Here is a 19016-nt window from a genome sequence, read left to right as displayed (position 1 = left end):
CTTTCTGTTATAAATTATTATTTTTTTTATAATCCAATAATGTACTTTTTATTGAACTTGGTTGATTTGTTATTATTGTTTGTGGTTTGCCACCTGTATTAATTGTTTCTTTAAATACTGGTTGTTCTTTAATGATTTTTTTAATAGTTTCTTCAATTTTTGAATTTTCTAAATTATTAGTTTTAAATTTTAAAAAATCATAAAATTCACTTTTAACTTGATATTTTTTAAATATATTAATTATTTCTTTTTCTTTAATTTCTTGATTAAGTTTATTTAACTTATTTTCTGCTTCATTAACTTTATTTTCTATTTCTTGTTGAGCATTATTTTCAGTTAAAGGTTCAGTTGTTTGTTGAACATTATTTTCATTTTCTAACATTTAACATTCTCCTAATCTTATCCCAATAATCAATCTTTAACTAATTGTGGCATTTCACTTATTAGTTTTTTATAATCATTAACAGCATTTTCTAATGTATTGATATCAGAAAATTTAAAACAATTATCAATATGTAAATCAAAATCTCTATCAATACTGATATCTTGTTTTCTATATTTTTCATTAAATTCAATTTTTGTCATATTATTTTTCTCCTTTATTATTTATTTTCTTTATTAATCTTTTCATTTAATTTTGCTAATTTTTTTTGATGTTTGATAATTTTGTTATTTGCTCTAACATGTTTTGGAGTTGTAATAAATCGTTTTAATAAAACAATAATTTCTCTGCAAATTAATATACCAGTGCTTATTCCAATTGTTTCAAGTGCTTTTAAAAATTCTTTCATTTTTATATTTTCCTTTCAATTTTTTATTTTTTTATTTTTGATTATTCATCAAATTCACCTTTATTAATTTTTTCAATCATATATTTTGTGTCTATTAAAATATTTTTAGCTATACCTTCATTCAGTCGTATTTCTTGTAAATCTTTTTCATGTTGTTTTAATTTATCATTGTAATATTCAAGTAATTTTTCTTTATTCATTATTTTTCACCTCCTTTATAAACTCATGTGATTATAATCTCAATTTAATGAAGCATTATCATTATTTAATAGTGCTTCGCTTATATTACCACTACCATATTGACTTGATGTTTCACTATTAATAGTAAATCTATTATCATTTATTAATCTTGCAGTTTCATTTGTAAATGAAGTTTCTTGCATTTCTCTATTATGATTTGTTTCTATTGGAAGTAAATTATGGATAATTTCACTTACACCAGCAATTATGGTAGGTACTGCATAAGAATTATTAAAATCATTATTAATACCCATAGCAACATCACTTGATATTAAACATCCACCAGTTGCCATATTACAAATTTTTCTTATTGCTTCAAATTTATTAGGTATTAATTCTAGAATTCCACTAATAAGATTTGATATACCATAAGCATTTAAACTAATATATGTATCTCAATCCATTAATGACTGATTTTCTTGTTTATTTAATAGTAATCATGGAGGACCTTCTGTTGTAGTTGTAGTAGTTATTGGAGTTGGTGTTGTTGGAATAATAGGATTAATATTATTTTCTGTTCATTTACTATAATTTGCTAAACCAATTGTTCCTAAACCTAAAATAATTTTTTTAGAACTATTAATTAATTTAGTTTTTGTATTTGGTCTTTGATTTAAATTTCATATATCTAAACCTAATTTTTTACCAAATAATAAACTATTAATTGAACCTAATATTGGATTTGCAATTACTTGACCATAATAAGCACTTGTACCAATCATTGCACAAATAGGACTTATACCAGTTCTAATTAATTTAGTTAAAGTATAATTATTTGTTTCCATTTTTTTCTCCTTGTATTTCTAATTGTAATAATTTTTCTAAAACATAATTATTTTTATCAAATTCTCTAATAAGTCATTTTTTTGTTTCTTTTCTATTATTAGTACAAAGAATTAATCTTTCTATCATATTAATTAATTCTTTTTTATCTGCTCTATCAAAAATTACTTTTAAAATTTCATCTAACATAATTTATTCTCCTTTATTTGTTTTTATCAGTTCTCTTATAACATCTAATAAGGAATCTACTACATAAGAATTTAATTCAAATTCATAATTTCTAATTTTAATTTTTTCCTTTTGCATTTGTTTATTCTCCTTTAATTTCTAATTTTTTAACTGTTACTTTAATTCAACCTTGATAAACATCATTATCACCAACTATTAATGCAACATTACTTTCGGGGTCAGAAACAATTATGTGTTTTGATTTAACATTTGGATATTGTCTTAAAATAATTGCTCTAATATCATTACTTGTATGAATTGCTTTTGGAAATGGTGATAATATTTCAATTTCATCTTTATTTTCAAACAAAGTAGGTAATATTATCATTAATGAAGTTCTCCATTTTCTATAAACTCAATTAATTTATAATAAGCAGTAAGTTTACCTGCTTCTTTTAATGAATCACATAAACAAATACTAATTTGCTTATTCAATCAGATAATTAATTTTTCATTATATTTATTAATTACTTTTTGTTTAAACTCTTCTCTTAATTTTTCTATATTATATAAATGTTCTTCAGTTATTTCTTTATTACGTTTTTTATTATATTCATTAATAATTTCTTGGTCTTTATTCACTATCTATTTCTCCTTATTTTTATTTAAATTATTAACTATTATTTCTAAACATGTCATACATCAATTTTTACTTAATCAGATTCTTTTATTACATTTTTTACATTTATTCATTATTAAATTCACCATTAATTATTTTTTACAATAAAATATCAAGTATCAAATCTATTTCTGTACCGTTATAGAATTTTTGTTGTTTTTTAATATAATTAATTAATTTTTCTTTATTCATTATTTAGTTCTTTCATTAAATTTTTATGTTTTTCAATGATTTCATTATGTTTTTTTAGTTCTTCTTTATAACTATCACTTTCAATAATTTTTAAAGTTTCTTTTATTTTTTTCATGTATCATTCATCAAAATTCATTATTTATTCCTTTCATTTTTTAAATCATTTAACATTAATTGAACAAAATGCACGATTTTTAGGAATATTTAAAGTATTAAAGATTTGACCAGTTACTATAATTTCATCATTTTTGTTTAATAAAATACATCGTTTATAAAATTTTGGGTTATTAAAAATTAAAGTAACATAGTTTAATCCATTTCATTGACCACGAACAGTATAATATAATTGTTTATTACCTTTTTCATGATATTTTACTTCAATAGTATTACTAAGTTTTACTGTTAATTTAACGTAATTTTCTTTATTTTTCATTTTTATAATTCCTTAAATAATATTGAATATGTTTATAAGCATCTTGTTCATGTTTTGTAAATTTTATATTTCCTTTATAATCTTCTATTTTATTTTTGTTTTTTGGTTCATTTTCATGATAATCTCAGTTCATAACATCTTGTACTAATATCATTAAAGCACCAATAACTTTTGGTGTTGCTAATGGATTAGTTAATAACTGTTTTGAACTTAAAAAGAAATTTTCTACAATAACTAATATTTTTTTATTTTTAAATTGTTTTTTAATTAATTTAAAATATTCTTTATATATATTTTTACTTTCTAAAACTGTTTTTGCTTTAAATGTTTCATTAAAAATAATATTATTAGTTTCATTTGAGTATATAACAATTCCATTATTACCAATACCAGCAGGGTCAATACCAATGATTAATTCGTATTGCATTTATTAATCATCTCTACATCAATCACAAACATATCCATATGATTTTGTATAATCTAAATGTTTTTCAATATCATAATTATCTTCATATTTTTTAGTATTATGTTGTTCTGCTTCTAATTCTGTTTTAAAGTGATAAAGCATATTGATTTTGTTATCTTCATATAATTCATTACATTCAACACATCTTTTTCTTCTTTTTTTAGTTTTATTCATAATCAAAATATCCTTTTCAATTATTTTTGCTGTTTGTTTAAGGTATTTAGGTAGTTTGTGATAACAACTGTCACATATTAAATAAGGTATTGGTCAATTTTTATATTTAATAGTTTTAGTAGAATTATTAATACAATCTTTTCAAACTTTATTTTTACAAATTCTTAATTCACATTTTTTATTTTCATTAATATTCATAACTTTATTTATTTCTTTAATTTTTACTTACAGTAATTAATAAAATTATTAATCCAATTAAAGTTGAAATTAAAGTAATAATTATTTTTATTTTTAATCACTTTTTTTGATGTTCTTTTGCTATTTTGATTTTTTGTTCTATTAATTCTTTCTTTTCTTTTTCTTCCATTTTTACTTTCTTTTCTAATATATTCTGTTGCTTGTAGCATAAAGAATATATATTTTTATTTTTATATTATTAATACTATTAGTTTTATTCATTCCAGAAATTCTGGGCTCAAAAATAAATTGTGAAATTTTAAAAAGAAATCGAGGCATTCGATTCAATATTTATTTAATTTGTGTTAAACAAATTAATATTTTAATTGAACCGGCACCGCTCAATTTTTTTTACAAGTTTGAAATTTATTTTTTCGCCCAAAAAAATTTTCAAAAAAAATAAAACCAACGCTTGCTCACTGGGGGGTGGCAAGGTTGGTTAAATAAAGAATAGAATTAATATAGTAGGTTCCCTAGTAGGTCTATATATACTAGTTTCCAATTCGCTCCCACCCCAAGAATTACCATTACTGGTTAGTATATTTTATTAGGTATCACTCCACTTTTTATTTATCCATGCAAGTCCACATGTTTTGGCCACTATTTTTAACAACTGTGTTGTAGTTCACTGTTTTAATTCCCTAACACGTGTTGATAATAGTGTTAAAGAGGGTTATTAATTATTAACTTTCTCCTACTTGGTCACTGCGTGTAGTAGATATTTAAAGGGTGTTAATAATAAAAATTTTAAAATTTTACAATTACAAAAAAAGACAAGATTATTTCTTGTCTTTTTCCTTTGAGAATAATTTTTATTTTATCTTATAAAATCTATATTTTTTAAAATACGTCGAATATAAATTTAAGGGTAAAAGAGAATTTAATTTGTCTATCATCATTTTGAAATGGTAATATTCAAAAGAATTTATTTATCTAGTAATTTATCTTCCTACGTTTTTGGGAACCTCCCAAATTATTTTAAGTTTAATTGGAGTTTTATTATCTTCTGCTGTTGCTGGTTTAATTATATTTATTATAGTAAAAATTGTCTTAAAAATTAATCAAATATTTTAGAAAGGAGAAAAAAATGAAACCTTTTTGACCAAGAAAAGATAAAACAAATATTAATAATAATGAAGAAAAATCTAAATTAATTTTTTTAGAAAATAAAAGTACACACACTTCTATTTTAAGTTATTTTGGTTTTAATGATTTTAATCATGAGACTTATTTTACTGATTTTGTTGCTGAAAATAATGCTAATTTATATAATGCTCCATTGGATATTAATAATGAAACTATTAAACAATATTTAATTAAACAAGAATTTTATAGAAAGAATTGAAATTCTATTTTTAAATTAAGCAAATTAGGAATTAGTGGTTATTTAATTTATATTGCTAATGATGATTTATATTTTCAAGTAGTAGATATACAGCAAAGAATTTATGATATTACTGGTAAATTAATTCAATGTACTATTTTTTATGATAGTTATCAACAAAATGCACAAACAGTAAGATTATTTGAAGTTTATAAATTAAATAATGAACAAGTAACTATTAATCGTGCAATTTATAGTATTAGTGATAATAAAAAACAATTTCCTTTACCTTTTAAAGAATATAGTAATAATCCTAATTTAGAACAAGAACAAACATTAAATATTAATTATATTCCAATAGCAATTATGAGAAATAAAGCAAATGAGTTAGCAGATTGTAATAAAGTAATGGATAAAATTAAAGCATTAGATGTTATTTATGAACAAATTGTTTTAGATACTATTTTAAATTCACCAAAGTTTATTTTTGACCAAATTTATGGTAATGCTAAATCTACAATGGATGAAGCCGTAAGAACATTAGTTACTAACAACTATATTTGAAAAACTACTGGTGATAATAATGAAAAAAGTGAAAATATTAATATGACAAGTAGTAATTTTAAAGGTAAAAATTTAACTGATATATGATTGAAATATTAATGAAATATTTAAACGTTGTGGTATTCATATACCAAGTCAAAAGAAATCAGCACAACAATCGGTTCCCGAAAGTACAGCGGTAAATATTTCAACTATTAATTATATTGAACAAAAATTATGACAATTTAATATTGATATTCTTAAATTTATTCAAATATTAGTACGTTTAGATAAAGATTTATTAAATAGTAAAACATTTAATATTAATGATGAACAAGAAATTAATAACTTAACAGTTAAATTAAAATTATTTAATCCAGAAAATAACCAATTAATAGGAGAAAACAATGGAAAACAACAACAAACCACAAACGAAGTTTCCACAGAAACAAACTAAACTTAATCAAGCAGAAATAGAAAATGATTATTTAATTGATAATATTCCTTATGATTTTACTAATATGATGAGTGCTACTAGTGACCCTGATATTAATAGAGCATACGATGAATTTAAAAAAAGAAAAATTTATATTTATGAAATTGAACGTTTATTTAAAAATAATGAAAATAATAGTTTAAGATTTTCAGCAAATACTATTAAAATAGGTTTTATTGATATTGATAAAGTATTAAAAACTACTGCTGTTGAAACATCTGATTTTACTATGCAATTAAATCAAAGAGCAAGTACTAATATTAATGACAATACAATTGAATATAGTATGACTGATATTAAAAATTTAATATTTCAAGAAATAAATTTATTAAATCAATTTAAGTTATATGCAGTTAGTATAAATGAACCATTAACTGAAAATAATATTGATAATTTATATATTATTAATAATTATTCAGAACCTTATCAAAATCCAAAAACTAGAAGTACTAAAAGTATTACTATTATTAAAATTAAAGACTTTAAAACAAGAGATGGTTATCCAATTATTATTAAATTACAAAAACCACTAGATAAAGACACCAAAGTTATTGGTTTAAAAATTAAAGCACCTAGAAGCATGATTTTTGGCAATATAAAGGTACTTGGTGAAGTCGACAATATGGAGGTATACCCAAAGTTATTTGTCAAAGATAAGATAGCATTTCCGCTATTATCAATGCCTATTGAAACTCAACCAAAAGTTAGAATATTACAACAATGATTTAGTGAACAAATATTACCTTGAAATTTAGCAAAACAATTTATAGGACAAGAAAAATCAGTTTTAGATTTAATTGCTATTGGTGGTGGTAGAGAAACAAGAAAAGAAATTATTAATAATGCAAGAGTAACTAATGCTAAAATTGGTTATGATGTTTCTAAAAATTCAAAAGTATGACCATTATCTGATGAACTAGAATTAAAAGATACAAAATTAGAGTCATGATTTTTAGTAAGTGACTATAATTTATTTATTTCTACAACAAATAAATTTCATGATGTTGAACTAGAAATAAAAGATAGACCACCAATTGATAGTTTACAAAAAGTATTATTAGATATGTTAACTTATACATATACTTATAATAGAAACTTTGATGGTGCATCATTAAGTAATGTTTTAAAAGAAATGAATGATTTAGATAAAATTCGTGCTAAGTTTGAAGGACAAAAACCAAATGAAGTTATTACTAATTTATTTAAACAATGAGAATTAGATTATCCTAACTATACAAATTTACCACAAGTTAAAATATTAAAACAAATAGTTATAATGCTATCAAAAAATATTTATTCAACCATGTCTATTAATAACGGTTTAAATGATGACTATAAATTATTATTACCTTATTATTTTGAATTAAAATCAAATCCTATACATTCTACACCTGATAAGATTTGAGAATTTAAAGATATAAAAGTAGTATTAAAATCTGCATATTTTGATTTTACAGATATCAATAACATTAAACTAAAAAACAATGACATTAGTCAAAATGAATTATTGAAATTAGATGATAATCAATTTAACTGACTATCCATAACTAATGAATTAGAAAGCAATAATATACCATCATTAATTCCGGCAGATTGAACATTAGGTAATGGTGAATATGGAAAATATTTTACAAGATTAATTATTAATAAAAATAAAACCGAAAATGCTTTAAATTTATATGGTTCAAATAAATCACAATTATTTTCTAAATTAGAATTTTATAAAGAAGTTTTACAAATTGACAATAATAGTGAATTTGAATTACAAATTGAAAATCCAATTAATAACTTAAATCGAATTGAAGTTAGCGGACTATTTGGTGCTGGTAATTATGATTTAATTTTAGTAACAAATAAACAAGAAATAAATTTAAATAATATTAATTTATTTGATAAATATAATGAAAATATTTCTTATATAAATTTAGAAATTTAATTATCAAAATATCCATCTGGATAAATACCATCTCATTTTACTGCATCATCAGTTAATTTATTTGATGCTCAGTAAAGAGTAATTTTATGTTTATTACTTACTGGTCTTGCTCAAATAGTTGCCCCCCCAGTGTGCTTCATGGTCGTAATCATAAAAATATGTTAATTGATTATTTTTATTATATGAAACTATTCCTAAGATTAAACCGGTAACACCAGTTATTACAGCAAATGATAATGATATTTTTTGAAAATTTGTTTTTATTCATGTTTTCATAATAAATATCTCCTTTTTTCCTTGATTTTACTTTTAAATTGTACTATTTTTGATTATTTTTACAAGTATGCTTTTAAAAGCAAAATAACGCCTAAATTAAAGGTGTTTATTTTTTGATACCTATACTATTAATTGTATTGCGCTTATTTATTATATTGCAAATGTGAAGATACTTTTTTTTACAGTAGCATTATTTTTACCCCTAATTACATTTTTATATGGATATAATGCATAAAATAATGCATCATAAGGGTCTTGATACATATTTTTGTCAGGAATGTTAGTTTTGGTTTGGTCATAACGTAATTCTTCTAAACATTGAGTTGTTTTTGGTAAATCATCTTTATTTGCATAAAAGTTTCCATAACTCATAATATTTCTCATTCAAACTACTCTATTAGTTAATCCGGCTTCTTGATTTAAATTTGAAGCATGTTTAATAGCGGTTTGTGTTATTAAAATAGTATTGTGTTCATCAATTAATTTTTGATTTAATCAATCCATTGCTGTTCTTGCTTTATCATCATAAAAATAAATTGCTTGTTCAAAATTTTCAAAATTATCCATTAATCCTAAAATTTCATTAACATAAGCATTAATTTTTTCATTTTCATTTATAAAATCATTTGGAGTAACTACTAATTCACAAATAATATAAGCATCATAATAACCAGTATTATTATATTCTTTAAAACCAACTACCATAAATACAGTATGGTCTTTTGGTCCCGTAGCTCAATCAATACCAACACTATAAAAATCAAATTTTTACATTTCTTTTTCTTGATTATAAAATTGTTTTAAATCATATGATTGTCAATATTTTACTGTTTTTTGAAATGGGAAAATTGTTGCATCGCTATCTAAAAATTCAAAACCATAATAAACAGTATTATATTCATCTGGATTACTTTTTTCCATTTCTAATAATGTTCTTTGTTGAATGTCAGGTAATTTATTTCAAAATGGTTGAATAGTAAATCTTAAAACAAATAAACCTAAACCACTAAACATATCTTTATTTTCATAATAAACTTTACCAACTTTTTTAAGATTTTTCATGACTTCATCATTTAATGGTAAAAATGGTGTACAGTATTTTAAATAAAATGGATGATATTTATCATAAGGATTACATGTAAAAGTAATGAAAAAACTTTTATAAAAATAACGAGTAATCTTTTGTCCAAAGGTAGAACTATATATATTTTTATCAATAAATGTTCAACTTCACTCTTTAATAGGTTTATTTGATACTTTAATACGATTACTTCTAAACATAGAGTTTTGTAAACGTTCATATCGATATGTTAATTGTTTTTCAGTTAATGTTTCTTTTTCTTCTGCCATAATAATTTCATCTGTTCTTGAACCTAAAAAACTTGACCCACCTGCTTCTTTTCCAAAAATCTTATTACCATTAGCATAACCAATAAAGTCAATTTGTTGATTACTTGGAAAGATAATACATCCCCCATCCTTAGTAATTTTTCATTTAATGCCATGTGGATTATTAGGTAATAAATTAATATTATATGTATCTAATAAAACTTGACAAACATTCATTAAAGCACCAATTGTAGTTTCACTATGAGTATTTTCATATCTTCTTACTTCTTGAACACTACTATCTCTAAAATTACAACATATAAATAAATCAAATGCTAAACAGTTTCAAGTTTTTCTTGTTCCACGTGCTGTTGGAACAAAACGATAAAAACAATTAGTAGTAAAATATTCTGCTCATTCATCACCAACAAATTCTTTAAAAATATCTCAACTAAAACCATAATTATTATCACTAAAATTAAGATTATATTTTTTATTTAATTGTCCATAACTACTAATAAAAGCCATATTTACTCCTTATTTTTTAAAAAAAATTAAACTTAAATTATTAACAAACAAAAATTAGAAAGGAACATTAAAAATGTTTATATTACCATTCGCAAATCATTTTGATTGAGACAAACATGATTTTAATCAAGATGAATTAAGTTTAAAACAAACAGAAGAATTATTTGCAAAAATAGATGATTATTTATGAAGTATATGTGATAAATCTGAATATAAATCATATAGATTTAGACAACGAAAATTAAAAGCAAAAAAAGGTTTATTAACTTATAAACGACGTATTTGTACACATTATAACACAAAAACACAAAAAATGGAGTACGTATCATTATTAGATAATTATCTTGGTGTTAAAAAATATAGTAAACTTGCACCTAACGTTATTAAACAAATTTTAAAATATTTTGCTGATGGTAAAAAGTATCGTGATGTTTGTGATACTTTTATTGAAGATTTAATAAGTAATAGTACAGTTTGTAGAACATATCAAAAATTTGAATTACCAAAAGCAAATATTCCCAAAATACCATTACAACCAAATCAAAATTTATATGTAAATATTGATGATGGTCATCGAAAATTTAAGTTTAATGAAAAACACAATACTAAAAATTGTAAAAAATGTTCGATGAGATTAATAGTAATGTGTACTGGTAAAAAGAAAAATGGAAAATTAATTAATAAAAGAGCTGTATGTAAAATAAGAGTTTCAAAAACAGAAATTGGTGCTGAAAAAACCGCAAAATTAATAGAAAAATATGGTAATTTATTTTTTGAAAACTTTGACCAAGCAAATTTAATAGTTTGTGGAGATAGTGCAAAATGAATTAGAAAAACTGCTACAATTTTAAATGCTAAATTTATTTTAGATAAATTTCATGCTTTTCATGTTTTATTTCTTGGTATAATGGCAGGAAGAAGAAAAAATCAAATTGCTAAATTACACTATCAAAATGCAATAAATTTATTTGCCAAAGGTCAATATTATGAATTAATTGATTTTTTACAATCATTAACTTTACAATATAAAAAATTAAAAGTTGGTTATTTTATTAATGCAAAAGATGGTGTATTAAACCAAGCATTAGTTGAAAATATTGGTTGCTTTACTGAAACTAATATTAAACAAATTTTAAAGCATATGATTGGTGATAGAACTTATAACATTGATATGTATACAAAAATGGTTAATTTTAAATGTTATCAAATAAATACAATTATCCAGTTATTATAAATTAAAACTTAAATTTAAAAAATAAATAAAAATAAAATAAAACTTATTAAAGAAAACTTTAATAAGAATTTTTGAGTTATAAAAGTAAGTATTATTGTTGACTAATATTTTTGAAGTGTTAAGATTAACTTACAATTGCATATTGAAGTCTAAATTATTCTCGTATAAACTTATAATTTAAAGACAAATTTGAATATTATTGACAACATCGGTATGCTCCCAAAAAATTGAATTTATTAAGTCTTTTACAATTTCACTTTATGAATTTATTTTATGATTTAAAAATAATGAATGAGATCGTGAAAAATATAAATTAAACAATACCATCAATAATATTTTACAACCAGGATTAATTATTAAAATTGAATATAAAAATGATAATTTACAATATAAGTTACCATGATCAAATTTTATTTATTTAAAAACAGAAAATGATAATTATTTGGTATTAGCAATTCCCGATAGTGAAGAAGCTAATTTTCAAATATTAAATAAAGAAGGCAGAAAAATTTTGCTTAAAAAATTAATTGAAGAGGAAAAATATTATTTTTTATCTAGAAAATTTTGTAATTTATACACTAAATTTACATTAGTTGAAGATAATTTCTTAAGTGAAAAGGAAGTAAGCAAAATTTTTAAAAAAATAGAAGTATTAGAGAATATTAAAACTATTGAAAATGAAACTCCTCAATTAACAAATAATAAACAAAAAGAATTTTTTCAAGCAAAACTTAATGAAATATTTCAAAAAATTGAAGAACAATATCAGTCACTTATAAAATCATTAAAAGAAATTTTTCCTATTGAAAGATTAAAAGTTATTAATAGTTGAAAGACAATTGATAATAATGAAAATGTAGCAACTAAAAATGAAGATTCTTTATTATTTGAAATGATTATTAAATATATTGATACATATATAGAAGATTTAATTCCAAAAATTAAAGCAAAAGTTGAAAAAGAATGAGAAGAAACTGAAGATGAAGATTGAGATGCAGTTGAAGCAATAACTACTGCTTTCAAATCTGAGTTTGAAAAAAAAGATACTGAAATTCAACATTTAAAAAAAATTCTTGAAGAAAAAGAAGAAAAAATTGCACAACTAGAGACACAATTAAAAAATGTGCTACCTAAAAAAAATAGTCCAATTGTGGATTTTAATGATATAAAAGAGCAATGTGATTTAGAATTTTTACCAATTTTAGAAAACAATTTTGATGAACTTGAACAAAGTAAAGAAAGTGATTCTAGTAGAAATTTATCTTCAACTTCGCTTGCTTCTTATTAAAATATTCATGCCAAAATTTAATTAATACTTATTTTTTGTTAAATTAGCAAAAAAAATTGTTATTATTATATTTATTAAATATGATTTTGTTTTTCGAAGAGGAATAATTTGTGTTTTTATTATATAAGCAAAAATTTAAAGATTGAAGATTTTTATATAAATTATTAAGTTGTATATTAATTTTTATTTTATCAATATTGACTATCATCTTTTCTGTATTTACTGAATTTTGATATATTAGTAATACTAATAAAGATAATTTTTATAATTCTATAGTATTGCAAAACTTTGATGTAATGTTATCATTTTGGTCTTCTCAAACAATATTTATTGTTAATATTTGATTTTTATTTTCTTTAATTTATCATCAAAAAGAGCAGACAAATAGATTCACTAATATTTATAGTCAAATTAATTTAACAATATACATAACTATTACTGCCCTTATTTTTTGAGCGGGGATATTTATTGATAGTGTTTCAAAGTTAGATTTAGAACTTAATTGATTTTGAAAATTGAATAATTTATCTTTATTTTGTTCCTTTTTAGATCATTTAGTATCACCAATATTGATGATTATTTTTTTAATTTTAACGTTTAGAAAAAATAAATTTAATATCAATATTAAAAAACAATTTATATTAGTAGTTATTTATCCAATTATTTATCTAACTTATATTTATATTAGAGCCGGTATTTTACAAGCAAATGATGTTAAAAATTTTATTTATCCTTATAATATTCTCAACTTTAATTATTCAATTATTGGAATTCCATTATGAATTAATAGTATCTTAGTTATAATGTTAATTATTAGTACTATTATTAGTACTACATTATTTTATTTGTGAATTAATAAATTTTATTATAAAACAATTAAAGAACAAATAATAATGCAAATAAAGTAATATTTCTGCTAAATCTTAACAATAAATATTAAGCTGATTCATGGTAAAATATAAATATATATTTTAAAATAGGTGAGGTAAGATGGCATTCTTAAAAAGAATCGAAGCATATGGTTTTAAGTCATTTGCAGAACCTTTAACAATAGAATTTGATACTAATATTGTAGGTATTGTTGGCCCTAATGGTTCTGGGAAGTCTAATATTAATGATGCTATTCGTTGAGTTTTAGGTGAACAATCAGTTAAATCATTACGTGGTGAAAATAGTGAAGATATAATTTTTAATGGTGCTAAAGGAAAACAGCCATTAAATAGTGCTCAAGTTACTTTAGTTTTTGATAATACTAATAAAATATTTAAAGTTGATTTTAATGAAGTACAAATTACTAGAAAAACTTTTCGTAATAGTTCAGAAAATGAATATTACATTAATAAAGCTCGTGTTCGTTTAAAAGATGTACAAGAAATTATTATGGGTACAGGTTTAGCTAAAGGTTCACTTGCAATTATTAGTCAAGGTAATGTTTCACGATTTGCTGATTCTAAGCCAGAAGAAAGAAGAACTTTATTTGAAGAGGCTGCGGGTGTTTCAAAATACAAAAAGAGGAAAGAAGAGTCATTACGTAAATTAGAGCGTACTAATGAAAATTTAGTTCGAGTTAATGATATTATTAGTGAAATAAGTAGAAAAATTGAACCATTAGCAAAACAAGCACAGAAAGCTAAAACTTATGTTGAATTACGTGATAATTTAAAAAAATATGAAATTACTATTATTGTTAAAGATTTGGAGACATATCATAATCAATTAAAACTTACAACATTCAGTATAAATGATAATGAAATTTTACAACAACAACTTAATTTAAATATTAGTAAGAATGAACAACAATTAAAATTTTTAAAAAATAAAAGTTATGATTTAGATAAAAACATTAATAGTTTAGAAATGAATTTATCTAATGTTAATAGTTTATTGCAAGTTTTAGAACAACAAAAATCGTTAATGAAAACAAAACAAAGTGAAATAAAAGATCAAACAGAAGTTGAAAAATTAAAAAATGAAATTGAAACTTTGCTTACTATTATTGAACAAAAAACTTTTTTACAAAAAAAAGAACAAGAAAATTTTGATAAAATTAATAATTTATTTGAAGAACTAAATGTTCAACATCAAGATTTAATTTTAGGACAAAATAATATTCATCGTGGTTTAGGTGAAAAAAAAGCACAATTAGAATCGGTAATTAATTATCAACAACGACAAAATCAAAAATATTTGGGTGTTCAAACAATTTTAAATAATAAAGATAAACTATATGGCATCATTGGAGTAGTGAGTGATTTAATTTCGGTGCCCGATCTTTATAGTGAAGCGATTGTTAAAGTATTGGGCAATACTTTAAAAAACATTGTTACGGCGACTAACAAAGATGCAACCAAGGCTGTTGAATTTTTAAAACAAAATAAAGCGGGAATTGCCACTTTTTTACCTTTAAATTCAATTCAAGTTCGAACAGCGACTAAAGAAGATGAAATTATTGTTAATAGTAAATCAGGTTATTTAAGTTTTGCTCATCATTTAGTTACAGCAGTTGATAATAGAATTCAGCCGATTATTAATTTTCTTTTAGGTCGTACTATTATTTGTGAAGACTTAGAAAGCGCAAGAGTTATTTCACAATTAATTGCTGCTAAATACCAATGTGTAACTTTAGATGGTCAATTAATTAAAGCTGGTGGTGCTATTGTTGGAGGTTATCAACATCAAAATAGTATTAATGTTTTTAAAGAAAAGTTAATAGTTTCTGAATTAAAAGAAGAAATTAAATCATTAGAACAACAATTAGTTAATATAAATGTCCAAAGAACAAGTATTGAAAGCGAATTAAATAATTATCAAGGTCAAAAGTTGACAATTACTTTAACAATAAATAAACTGATTAGTGAAATTAGTGAAATCACTAATCAATCACAATTATTAACTACTCAATATCAAACATTAACTGGTAAAAAATTAGATATTGATACTACAAACCAATTAAATGATATTTTTATTCAATATGAAAATTTTAAATATGATCAAGCAACAATAAAAAGTCAACTACAATTAATTCGTAAACAGAAACATCAATTATTAGAACAAATGCAAAATTTAGAAAATGAATTATATAGTTTAAATCAAGAACATTTTATGACTAGTGATAAATTAAATAATCAAAAGCTTGAACAAGTAAAAATGGAGTCAAAAGTAGAACAACATTTAAGACGTTTAGTTGAAACTTATAATTTAACTTATGAATATGCTAGAGAACATTATAGTGAACCATTAGCAGATGAACAACAAGCACGTAATTTGGTACAACAATTACGTAGTGAAATTGAAGATTTAGGATTTGTAAATATTAATGCTATTGAAGAATTTGAAAATGAAAATGAACGTTATTTACGTTTAAAAACTAAACATGATGAATTACAATTAGCATCACAATCGTTGTTAACAGCCATTGATGAAATGGATAATGTTATGGTAACGCAATTTGATGAAACAATCAAAGCTATTAATATGGTATTGCCCGAAACATTTCAAACTTTATTTGGTGGAGGAACTTGTAGTTTACGATATACATCACCTGATGATATTTTAAATACAGGTGTGGAAGTGCTTGCTAATCCTCCTGGTAAAAGAATTAGTAATTTAAACTTATTATCAGGTGGTGAAAAATCATTAGTTGCATTAGCAGTATTATTTGCTATTTTAAAAGTCAAGCCGTTGCCATTGACAATATTAGATGAGGTTGAAGCACCATTGGATCCAGCAAATTTAGAGCGTTTTGCTAGATATGTTCGTAGTTTTTCACAATATACACAATTTATTATTGTTACTCATCGTCCAGGCACAATGGAAAATTGTGATGTATTATATGGGACAACTATGCAAAATCAAGGAATTACGAAAATGGTAGCCATTAAATTAGCAGATGCTAAAAAAATTATTGAAAGCGATAAATCAGTGAAAAATGTTAATTATGTCGTTTAAACTTTATGTTATATTAAAAATAAATTTATTATTTTTTTATTGTGATGAAACATTAACGATTCATGTTGGTGTTAAACCAACCATATCAATAACAACTCCATTACCATTATCATAGTCAGAAATTTGTCATATGTATCATTGTGCAATTAATATTGCTGCAACTGCACCAATTATTGGAGCTAATGCTGGTAAGGCAACACCTAGGACAGCAGAGACTGCTCCTATTCCCGAACCAATCGCATTATTTAATTTTTATGTAATGTATCATGATTTAATCCAATAACATGGTAAGCAAAATAATATTGATAATAGTTTTCGCCGCCTGCATATGTTGCTACGTTATTTTTTGTTAAATATTTTCAAACGTTATTTTCAGCAGTAATATTAGATAAATCAACATTACTTACTTTTTTTATATCTTGGTTTAAAATAGTATTAACAGCTTCTGTTTTTTGATTAGTCTTTAAGTTACTACTTAAATTTCCTACAGTTGTACCAAGTGTTAAAACACTTAGGGCAGTAATTAAATTTTTCATTTTAAACACCTTCTTTATATATACGTGATAAATTAAAAGGATATTTTGGATTAATAATAGTTTCTATAAATTTTAGGAATGATAATATTAATCCAAAACTTGGAAATGTTTTCTATCCATCTTAATTTTAACACTTTAAGTATTAATATACAAGGCAAGAAAAATTAGTAATATATTAATTAATATATTGTTATAATATTATTTTTAAATTTTGGTAATTTATTAGGATTAGTAATTCCTGAATAATTTGCAAAGTTACTATGTTCTCTTACTTTATTTACATTTCATTTTGAAAGGTCTTGGTTAAATTTTTTAGCACCATAAAACATAAAATTCATATATACTGCATTAGAAGTAATTCAATTTGAAATGTTTTGATTGAATGAGGTTGCACCATAAAACATAAGACTAAAACGGTTTATATTAGATACATTTCATGTTGAAAGGTCTTGATTGAATGAAGTTGCATTTGCAAACATAACAAAAGTACTTTTTACATTAGAAACATTTCAATTAGTAATATTACTATTAAATGAAGTGGCTCCATTAAATGTAAAATTCATATTTGTTATATTGGAAGTATCTCATGTTGAAAGGTCTTGATTGAATGAGGTTGCACCTGTAAACATATTTTTTAAAGATGTGATTTCTGGTGGTAATTTGTCAGGTACTTTTTCAATTGTTCTTGGCATTCTAACAACTTGAATTTCTCCTAATATATTTTTATAAAATCCAATTTGAATAATTTCTTTACTATTTATCTTTGATAAGTCTTTTTCACTAGTTGTTATTTGTTTGCCATCTTTGTCAATATAAATTGTGTCTTGTTGAGTTTTATTTTGAATATAGTTAGTTGTAATATTATTTTTTTGTATAGTTGAGTTTAAGAAACTTGCTAAATTTCCTGTGGTTGTTGCAAATGTTAAAAGACTTACTGCTGTTAATAATGTTTTCATTATGAAAACCCCCTTTTTATTTTTTCCAATAACTTCTTAAATTTAAGAAGTTAACTACATTTTAGTGTTTTTAAAAATAAATGCAATTAACTATTTTATTAAAATAGTTACCATTTCTGGTAACTATTTTTGTATATTTGTATTAATAACAAATTATGAAATACTACAATAACTATTATCTTTGTTTGTTGAATTTTGTTTATTTTGTGTATCATTAGCATTTATTTTATTAACATCTAATTTGTCATTTACTTTTTCTTTTTTAATATTTTTATTTTTTTCTCTTTCTTTTAATAAATCTTGTGTGTAATATATATTAACTATTTCAGTTATTGATGGCATAATTTTAATTCCCCTTTATTTTTTTAAAATTAAAAATTCAATTACTTTAAAACTAAAGTTAATTATAAACTTATATTATGTAAGTTTATAATTGAATTATATATTTAAAATATATAT

At 22.5% G+C, this 19016-nt stretch carries 29 protein-coding genes; 8 read left to right on the top strand and 21 right to left on the bottom strand.

Annotated elements, in window-relative coordinates:
• Window positions 1-7 precede the first annotated feature (7 nt).
• The 14 genes from AACK83_RS07805 to AACK83_RS07740 all read right to left on the bottom strand — a co-directional run bounded on the left by AACK83_RS07805 (window position 8) and on the right by AACK83_RS07740 (window position 4451).
• The gene (locus AACK83_RS07805; protein WP_338957002.1) at window positions 8-382 is read right to left on the bottom strand and encodes a hypothetical protein; all 375 of its coding nucleotides are present in this window, start codon (window positions 380-382) and stop codon (window positions 8-10) included.
• Window positions 383-399: 17 nt separating this feature from the next.
• Window positions 400-585, bottom strand: a complete 186-nt coding sequence (locus tag AACK83_RS07800) for a hypothetical protein (protein WP_174480219.1) — start codon at window positions 583-585, stop codon at window positions 400-402.
• 17 nt (window positions 586-602) lie between these two features.
• Window positions 603-791, bottom strand: a complete 189-nt coding sequence (locus tag AACK83_RS07795; RefSeq protein ID WP_338957011.1) for a hypothetical protein — start codon at window positions 789-791, stop codon at window positions 603-605.
• Window positions 792-832: 41 nt separating this feature from the next.
• Window positions 833-991, bottom strand: coding sequence for a hypothetical protein (locus AACK83_RS07790; protein ID WP_338957013.1), 159 nt, complete (start codon window positions 989-991; stop codon window positions 833-835).
• A 15-nt stretch (window positions 992-1006) separates the two neighbouring features.
• Entirely contained in the window at window positions 1007-1816 is an 810-nt protein-coding gene (locus AACK83_RS07785) for a hypothetical protein (RefSeq protein ID WP_338957014.1), read from the bottom strand.
• Window positions 1803-2003 (bottom strand): hypothetical protein, encoded by a 201-nt coding sequence (locus tag AACK83_RS07780; protein ID WP_338957016.1) that lies wholly within the window; start codon window positions 2001-2003, stop codon window positions 1803-1805. Before AACK83_RS07780 ends, AACK83_RS07785 begins: the two co-directional genes overlap by 14 nt.
• A gap of 121 nt (window positions 2004-2124) precedes the next feature.
• Window positions 2125-2370, bottom strand: coding sequence for a hypothetical protein (locus AACK83_RS07775; protein ID WP_286640816.1), 246 nt, complete (start codon window positions 2368-2370; stop codon window positions 2125-2127).
• Window positions 2370-2624: a hypothetical protein gene (locus tag AACK83_RS07770; protein WP_338956667.1), complete on the bottom strand. Its 255-nt coding sequence runs from the start codon at window positions 2622-2624 to the stop codon at window positions 2370-2372. The genes AACK83_RS07775 and AACK83_RS07770 overlap by 1 nt, the downstream gene beginning before the upstream one ends.
• Before the next feature lie 221 nt (window positions 2625-2845).
• The gene (locus AACK83_RS07765) at window positions 2846-2989 is read right to left on the bottom strand and encodes a hypothetical protein (protein WP_338957025.1); all 144 of its coding nucleotides are present in this window, start codon (window positions 2987-2989) and stop codon (window positions 2846-2848) included.
• 3 nt (window positions 2990-2992) lie between these two features.
• Window positions 2993-3286, bottom strand: coding sequence for a hypothetical protein (locus AACK83_RS07760; protein WP_338956663.1), 294 nt, complete (start codon window positions 3284-3286; stop codon window positions 2993-2995).
• Window positions 3276-3713, bottom strand: a complete 438-nt coding sequence (locus AACK83_RS07755; protein ID WP_338957028.1) for a hypothetical protein — start codon at window positions 3711-3713, stop codon at window positions 3276-3278. The genes AACK83_RS07760 and AACK83_RS07755 overlap by 11 nt, the downstream gene beginning before the upstream one ends.
• Before the next feature lie 3 nt (window positions 3714-3716).
• Window positions 3717-4124 (bottom strand): hypothetical protein, encoded by a 408-nt coding sequence (locus AACK83_RS07750; protein ID WP_338957031.1) that lies wholly within the window; start codon window positions 4122-4124, stop codon window positions 3717-3719.
• 16 nt (window positions 4125-4140) lie between these two features.
• The gene (locus AACK83_RS07745) at window positions 4141-4293 is read right to left on the bottom strand and encodes a hypothetical protein (protein WP_338957033.1); all 153 of its coding nucleotides are present in this window, start codon (window positions 4291-4293) and stop codon (window positions 4141-4143) included.
• A gap of 14 nt (window positions 4294-4307) precedes the next feature.
• Window positions 4308-4451, bottom strand: a complete 144-nt coding sequence (locus tag AACK83_RS07740) for a hypothetical protein (protein WP_338957035.1) — start codon at window positions 4449-4451, stop codon at window positions 4308-4310.
• 799 nt (window positions 4452-5250) lie between these two features.
• Between AACK83_RS07740 and AACK83_RS07735 the strand changes: the two genes are divergently transcribed.
• Window positions 5251-6150 (top strand): hypothetical protein, encoded by a 900-nt coding sequence (locus tag AACK83_RS07735; RefSeq protein WP_338957540.1) that lies wholly within the window; start codon window positions 5251-5253, stop codon window positions 6148-6150.
• 287 nt (window positions 6151-6437) lie between these two features.
• Window positions 6438-8462 (top strand): hypothetical protein, encoded by a 2025-nt coding sequence (locus tag AACK83_RS07730; RefSeq protein ID WP_338957538.1) that lies wholly within the window; start codon window positions 6438-6440, stop codon window positions 8460-8462.
• On the opposite strand, the gene AACK83_RS07725 is transcribed toward AACK83_RS07730, so the two are convergent.
• From AACK83_RS07725 to AACK83_RS07710, 4 genes are all read right to left on the bottom strand, one after another.
• Window positions 8459-8602, bottom strand: coding sequence for a hypothetical protein (locus tag AACK83_RS07725; protein ID WP_338957535.1), 144 nt, complete (start codon window positions 8600-8602; stop codon window positions 8459-8461). The genes AACK83_RS07730 and AACK83_RS07725 overlap by 4 nt on opposite strands.
• Window positions 8556-8738: a hypothetical protein gene (locus AACK83_RS07720; protein ID WP_338957532.1), complete on the bottom strand. Its 183-nt coding sequence runs from the start codon at window positions 8736-8738 to the stop codon at window positions 8556-8558. The genes AACK83_RS07725 and AACK83_RS07720 overlap by 47 nt, the downstream gene beginning before the upstream one ends.
• Window positions 8739-8888: 150 nt before the next feature.
• The gene (locus AACK83_RS07715) at window positions 8889-9443 is read right to left on the bottom strand and encodes a hypothetical protein (RefSeq protein ID WP_338957530.1); all 555 of its coding nucleotides are present in this window, start codon (window positions 9441-9443) and stop codon (window positions 8889-8891) included.
• Between the two features lie 63 nt (window positions 9444-9506).
• Window positions 9507-10595 (bottom strand): hypothetical protein, encoded by a 1089-nt coding sequence (locus AACK83_RS07710; RefSeq protein ID WP_338957528.1) that lies wholly within the window; start codon window positions 10593-10595, stop codon window positions 9507-9509.
• A gap of 73 nt (window positions 10596-10668) precedes the next feature.
• Between AACK83_RS07710 and AACK83_RS07705 the strand changes: the two genes are divergently transcribed.
• The 6 genes from AACK83_RS07705 (at window position 10669) to AACK83_RS07680 (ending at window position 17348) form a co-directional block, all read left to right on the top strand.
• The gene (locus tag AACK83_RS07705; RefSeq protein WP_338957526.1) at window positions 10669-11829 is read left to right on the top strand and encodes an Mbov_0401 family ICE element transposase-like protein; all 1161 of its coding nucleotides are present in this window, start codon (window positions 10669-10671) and stop codon (window positions 11827-11829) included.
• 199 nt (window positions 11830-12028) lie between these two features.
• The gene (locus tag AACK83_RS07700; RefSeq protein WP_338957523.1) at window positions 12029-13117 is read left to right on the top strand and encodes a hypothetical protein; all 1089 of its coding nucleotides are present in this window, start codon (window positions 12029-12031) and stop codon (window positions 13115-13117) included.
• A gap of 110 nt (window positions 13118-13227) precedes the next feature.
• Window positions 13228-14025, top strand: a complete 798-nt coding sequence (locus AACK83_RS07695) for a hypothetical protein (protein ID WP_338957521.1) — start codon at window positions 13228-13230, stop codon at window positions 14023-14025.
• An 82-nt stretch (window positions 14026-14107) separates the two neighbouring features.
• Complete coding sequence (locus tag AACK83_RS07690) at window positions 14108-17065, top strand: AAA family ATPase (RefSeq protein WP_338957519.1); 2958 nt, start codon at window positions 14108-14110, stop codon at window positions 17063-17065.
• Window positions 17055-17180, top strand: coding sequence for a hypothetical protein (locus tag AACK83_RS07685; RefSeq protein WP_338957517.1), 126 nt, complete (start codon window positions 17055-17057; stop codon window positions 17178-17180). The genes AACK83_RS07690 and AACK83_RS07685 overlap by 11 nt, the downstream gene beginning before the upstream one ends.
• Window positions 17181-17195: 15 nt before the next feature.
• Window positions 17196-17348, top strand: coding sequence for a hypothetical protein (locus AACK83_RS07680; RefSeq protein WP_338957514.1), 153 nt, complete (start codon window positions 17196-17198; stop codon window positions 17346-17348).
• Here AACK83_RS07680 and AACK83_RS07675 read toward each other — a convergent pair.
• The 3 genes from AACK83_RS07675 to AACK83_RS07665 all read right to left on the bottom strand — a co-directional run bounded on the left by AACK83_RS07675 (window position 17311) and on the right by AACK83_RS07665 (window position 18899).
• Window positions 17311-17601, bottom strand: a complete 291-nt coding sequence (locus AACK83_RS07675; RefSeq protein WP_338957511.1) for a hypothetical protein — start codon at window positions 17599-17601, stop codon at window positions 17311-17313. The two genes, AACK83_RS07680 and AACK83_RS07675, sit on opposite strands and share 38 nt — an antisense overlap.
• Before the next feature lie 179 nt (window positions 17602-17780).
• A complete protein-coding gene (locus tag AACK83_RS07670) occupies window positions 17781-18557 on the bottom strand; it encodes a BspA family leucine-rich repeat surface protein (protein ID WP_338957508.1) in 777 nt (258 codons plus the stop codon).
• A 153-nt stretch (window positions 18558-18710) separates the two neighbouring features.
• The gene (locus AACK83_RS07665; protein WP_338957506.1) at window positions 18711-18899 is read right to left on the bottom strand and encodes a hypothetical protein; all 189 of its coding nucleotides are present in this window, start codon (window positions 18897-18899) and stop codon (window positions 18711-18713) included.
• Window positions 18900-19016 lie beyond the last annotated feature (117 nt).

This window comes from Spiroplasma endosymbiont of Tiphia femorata, assembly GCF_964020225.1.
Classification (GTDB): Bacteria; Bacillota_I; Bacilli_A; order Mycoplasmatales; family VBWQ01; genus Spiroplasma_E.
Note: the sequence above shows the minus strand (reverse complement) of the source record. Positions and strands in the feature narration are given on the sequence as shown.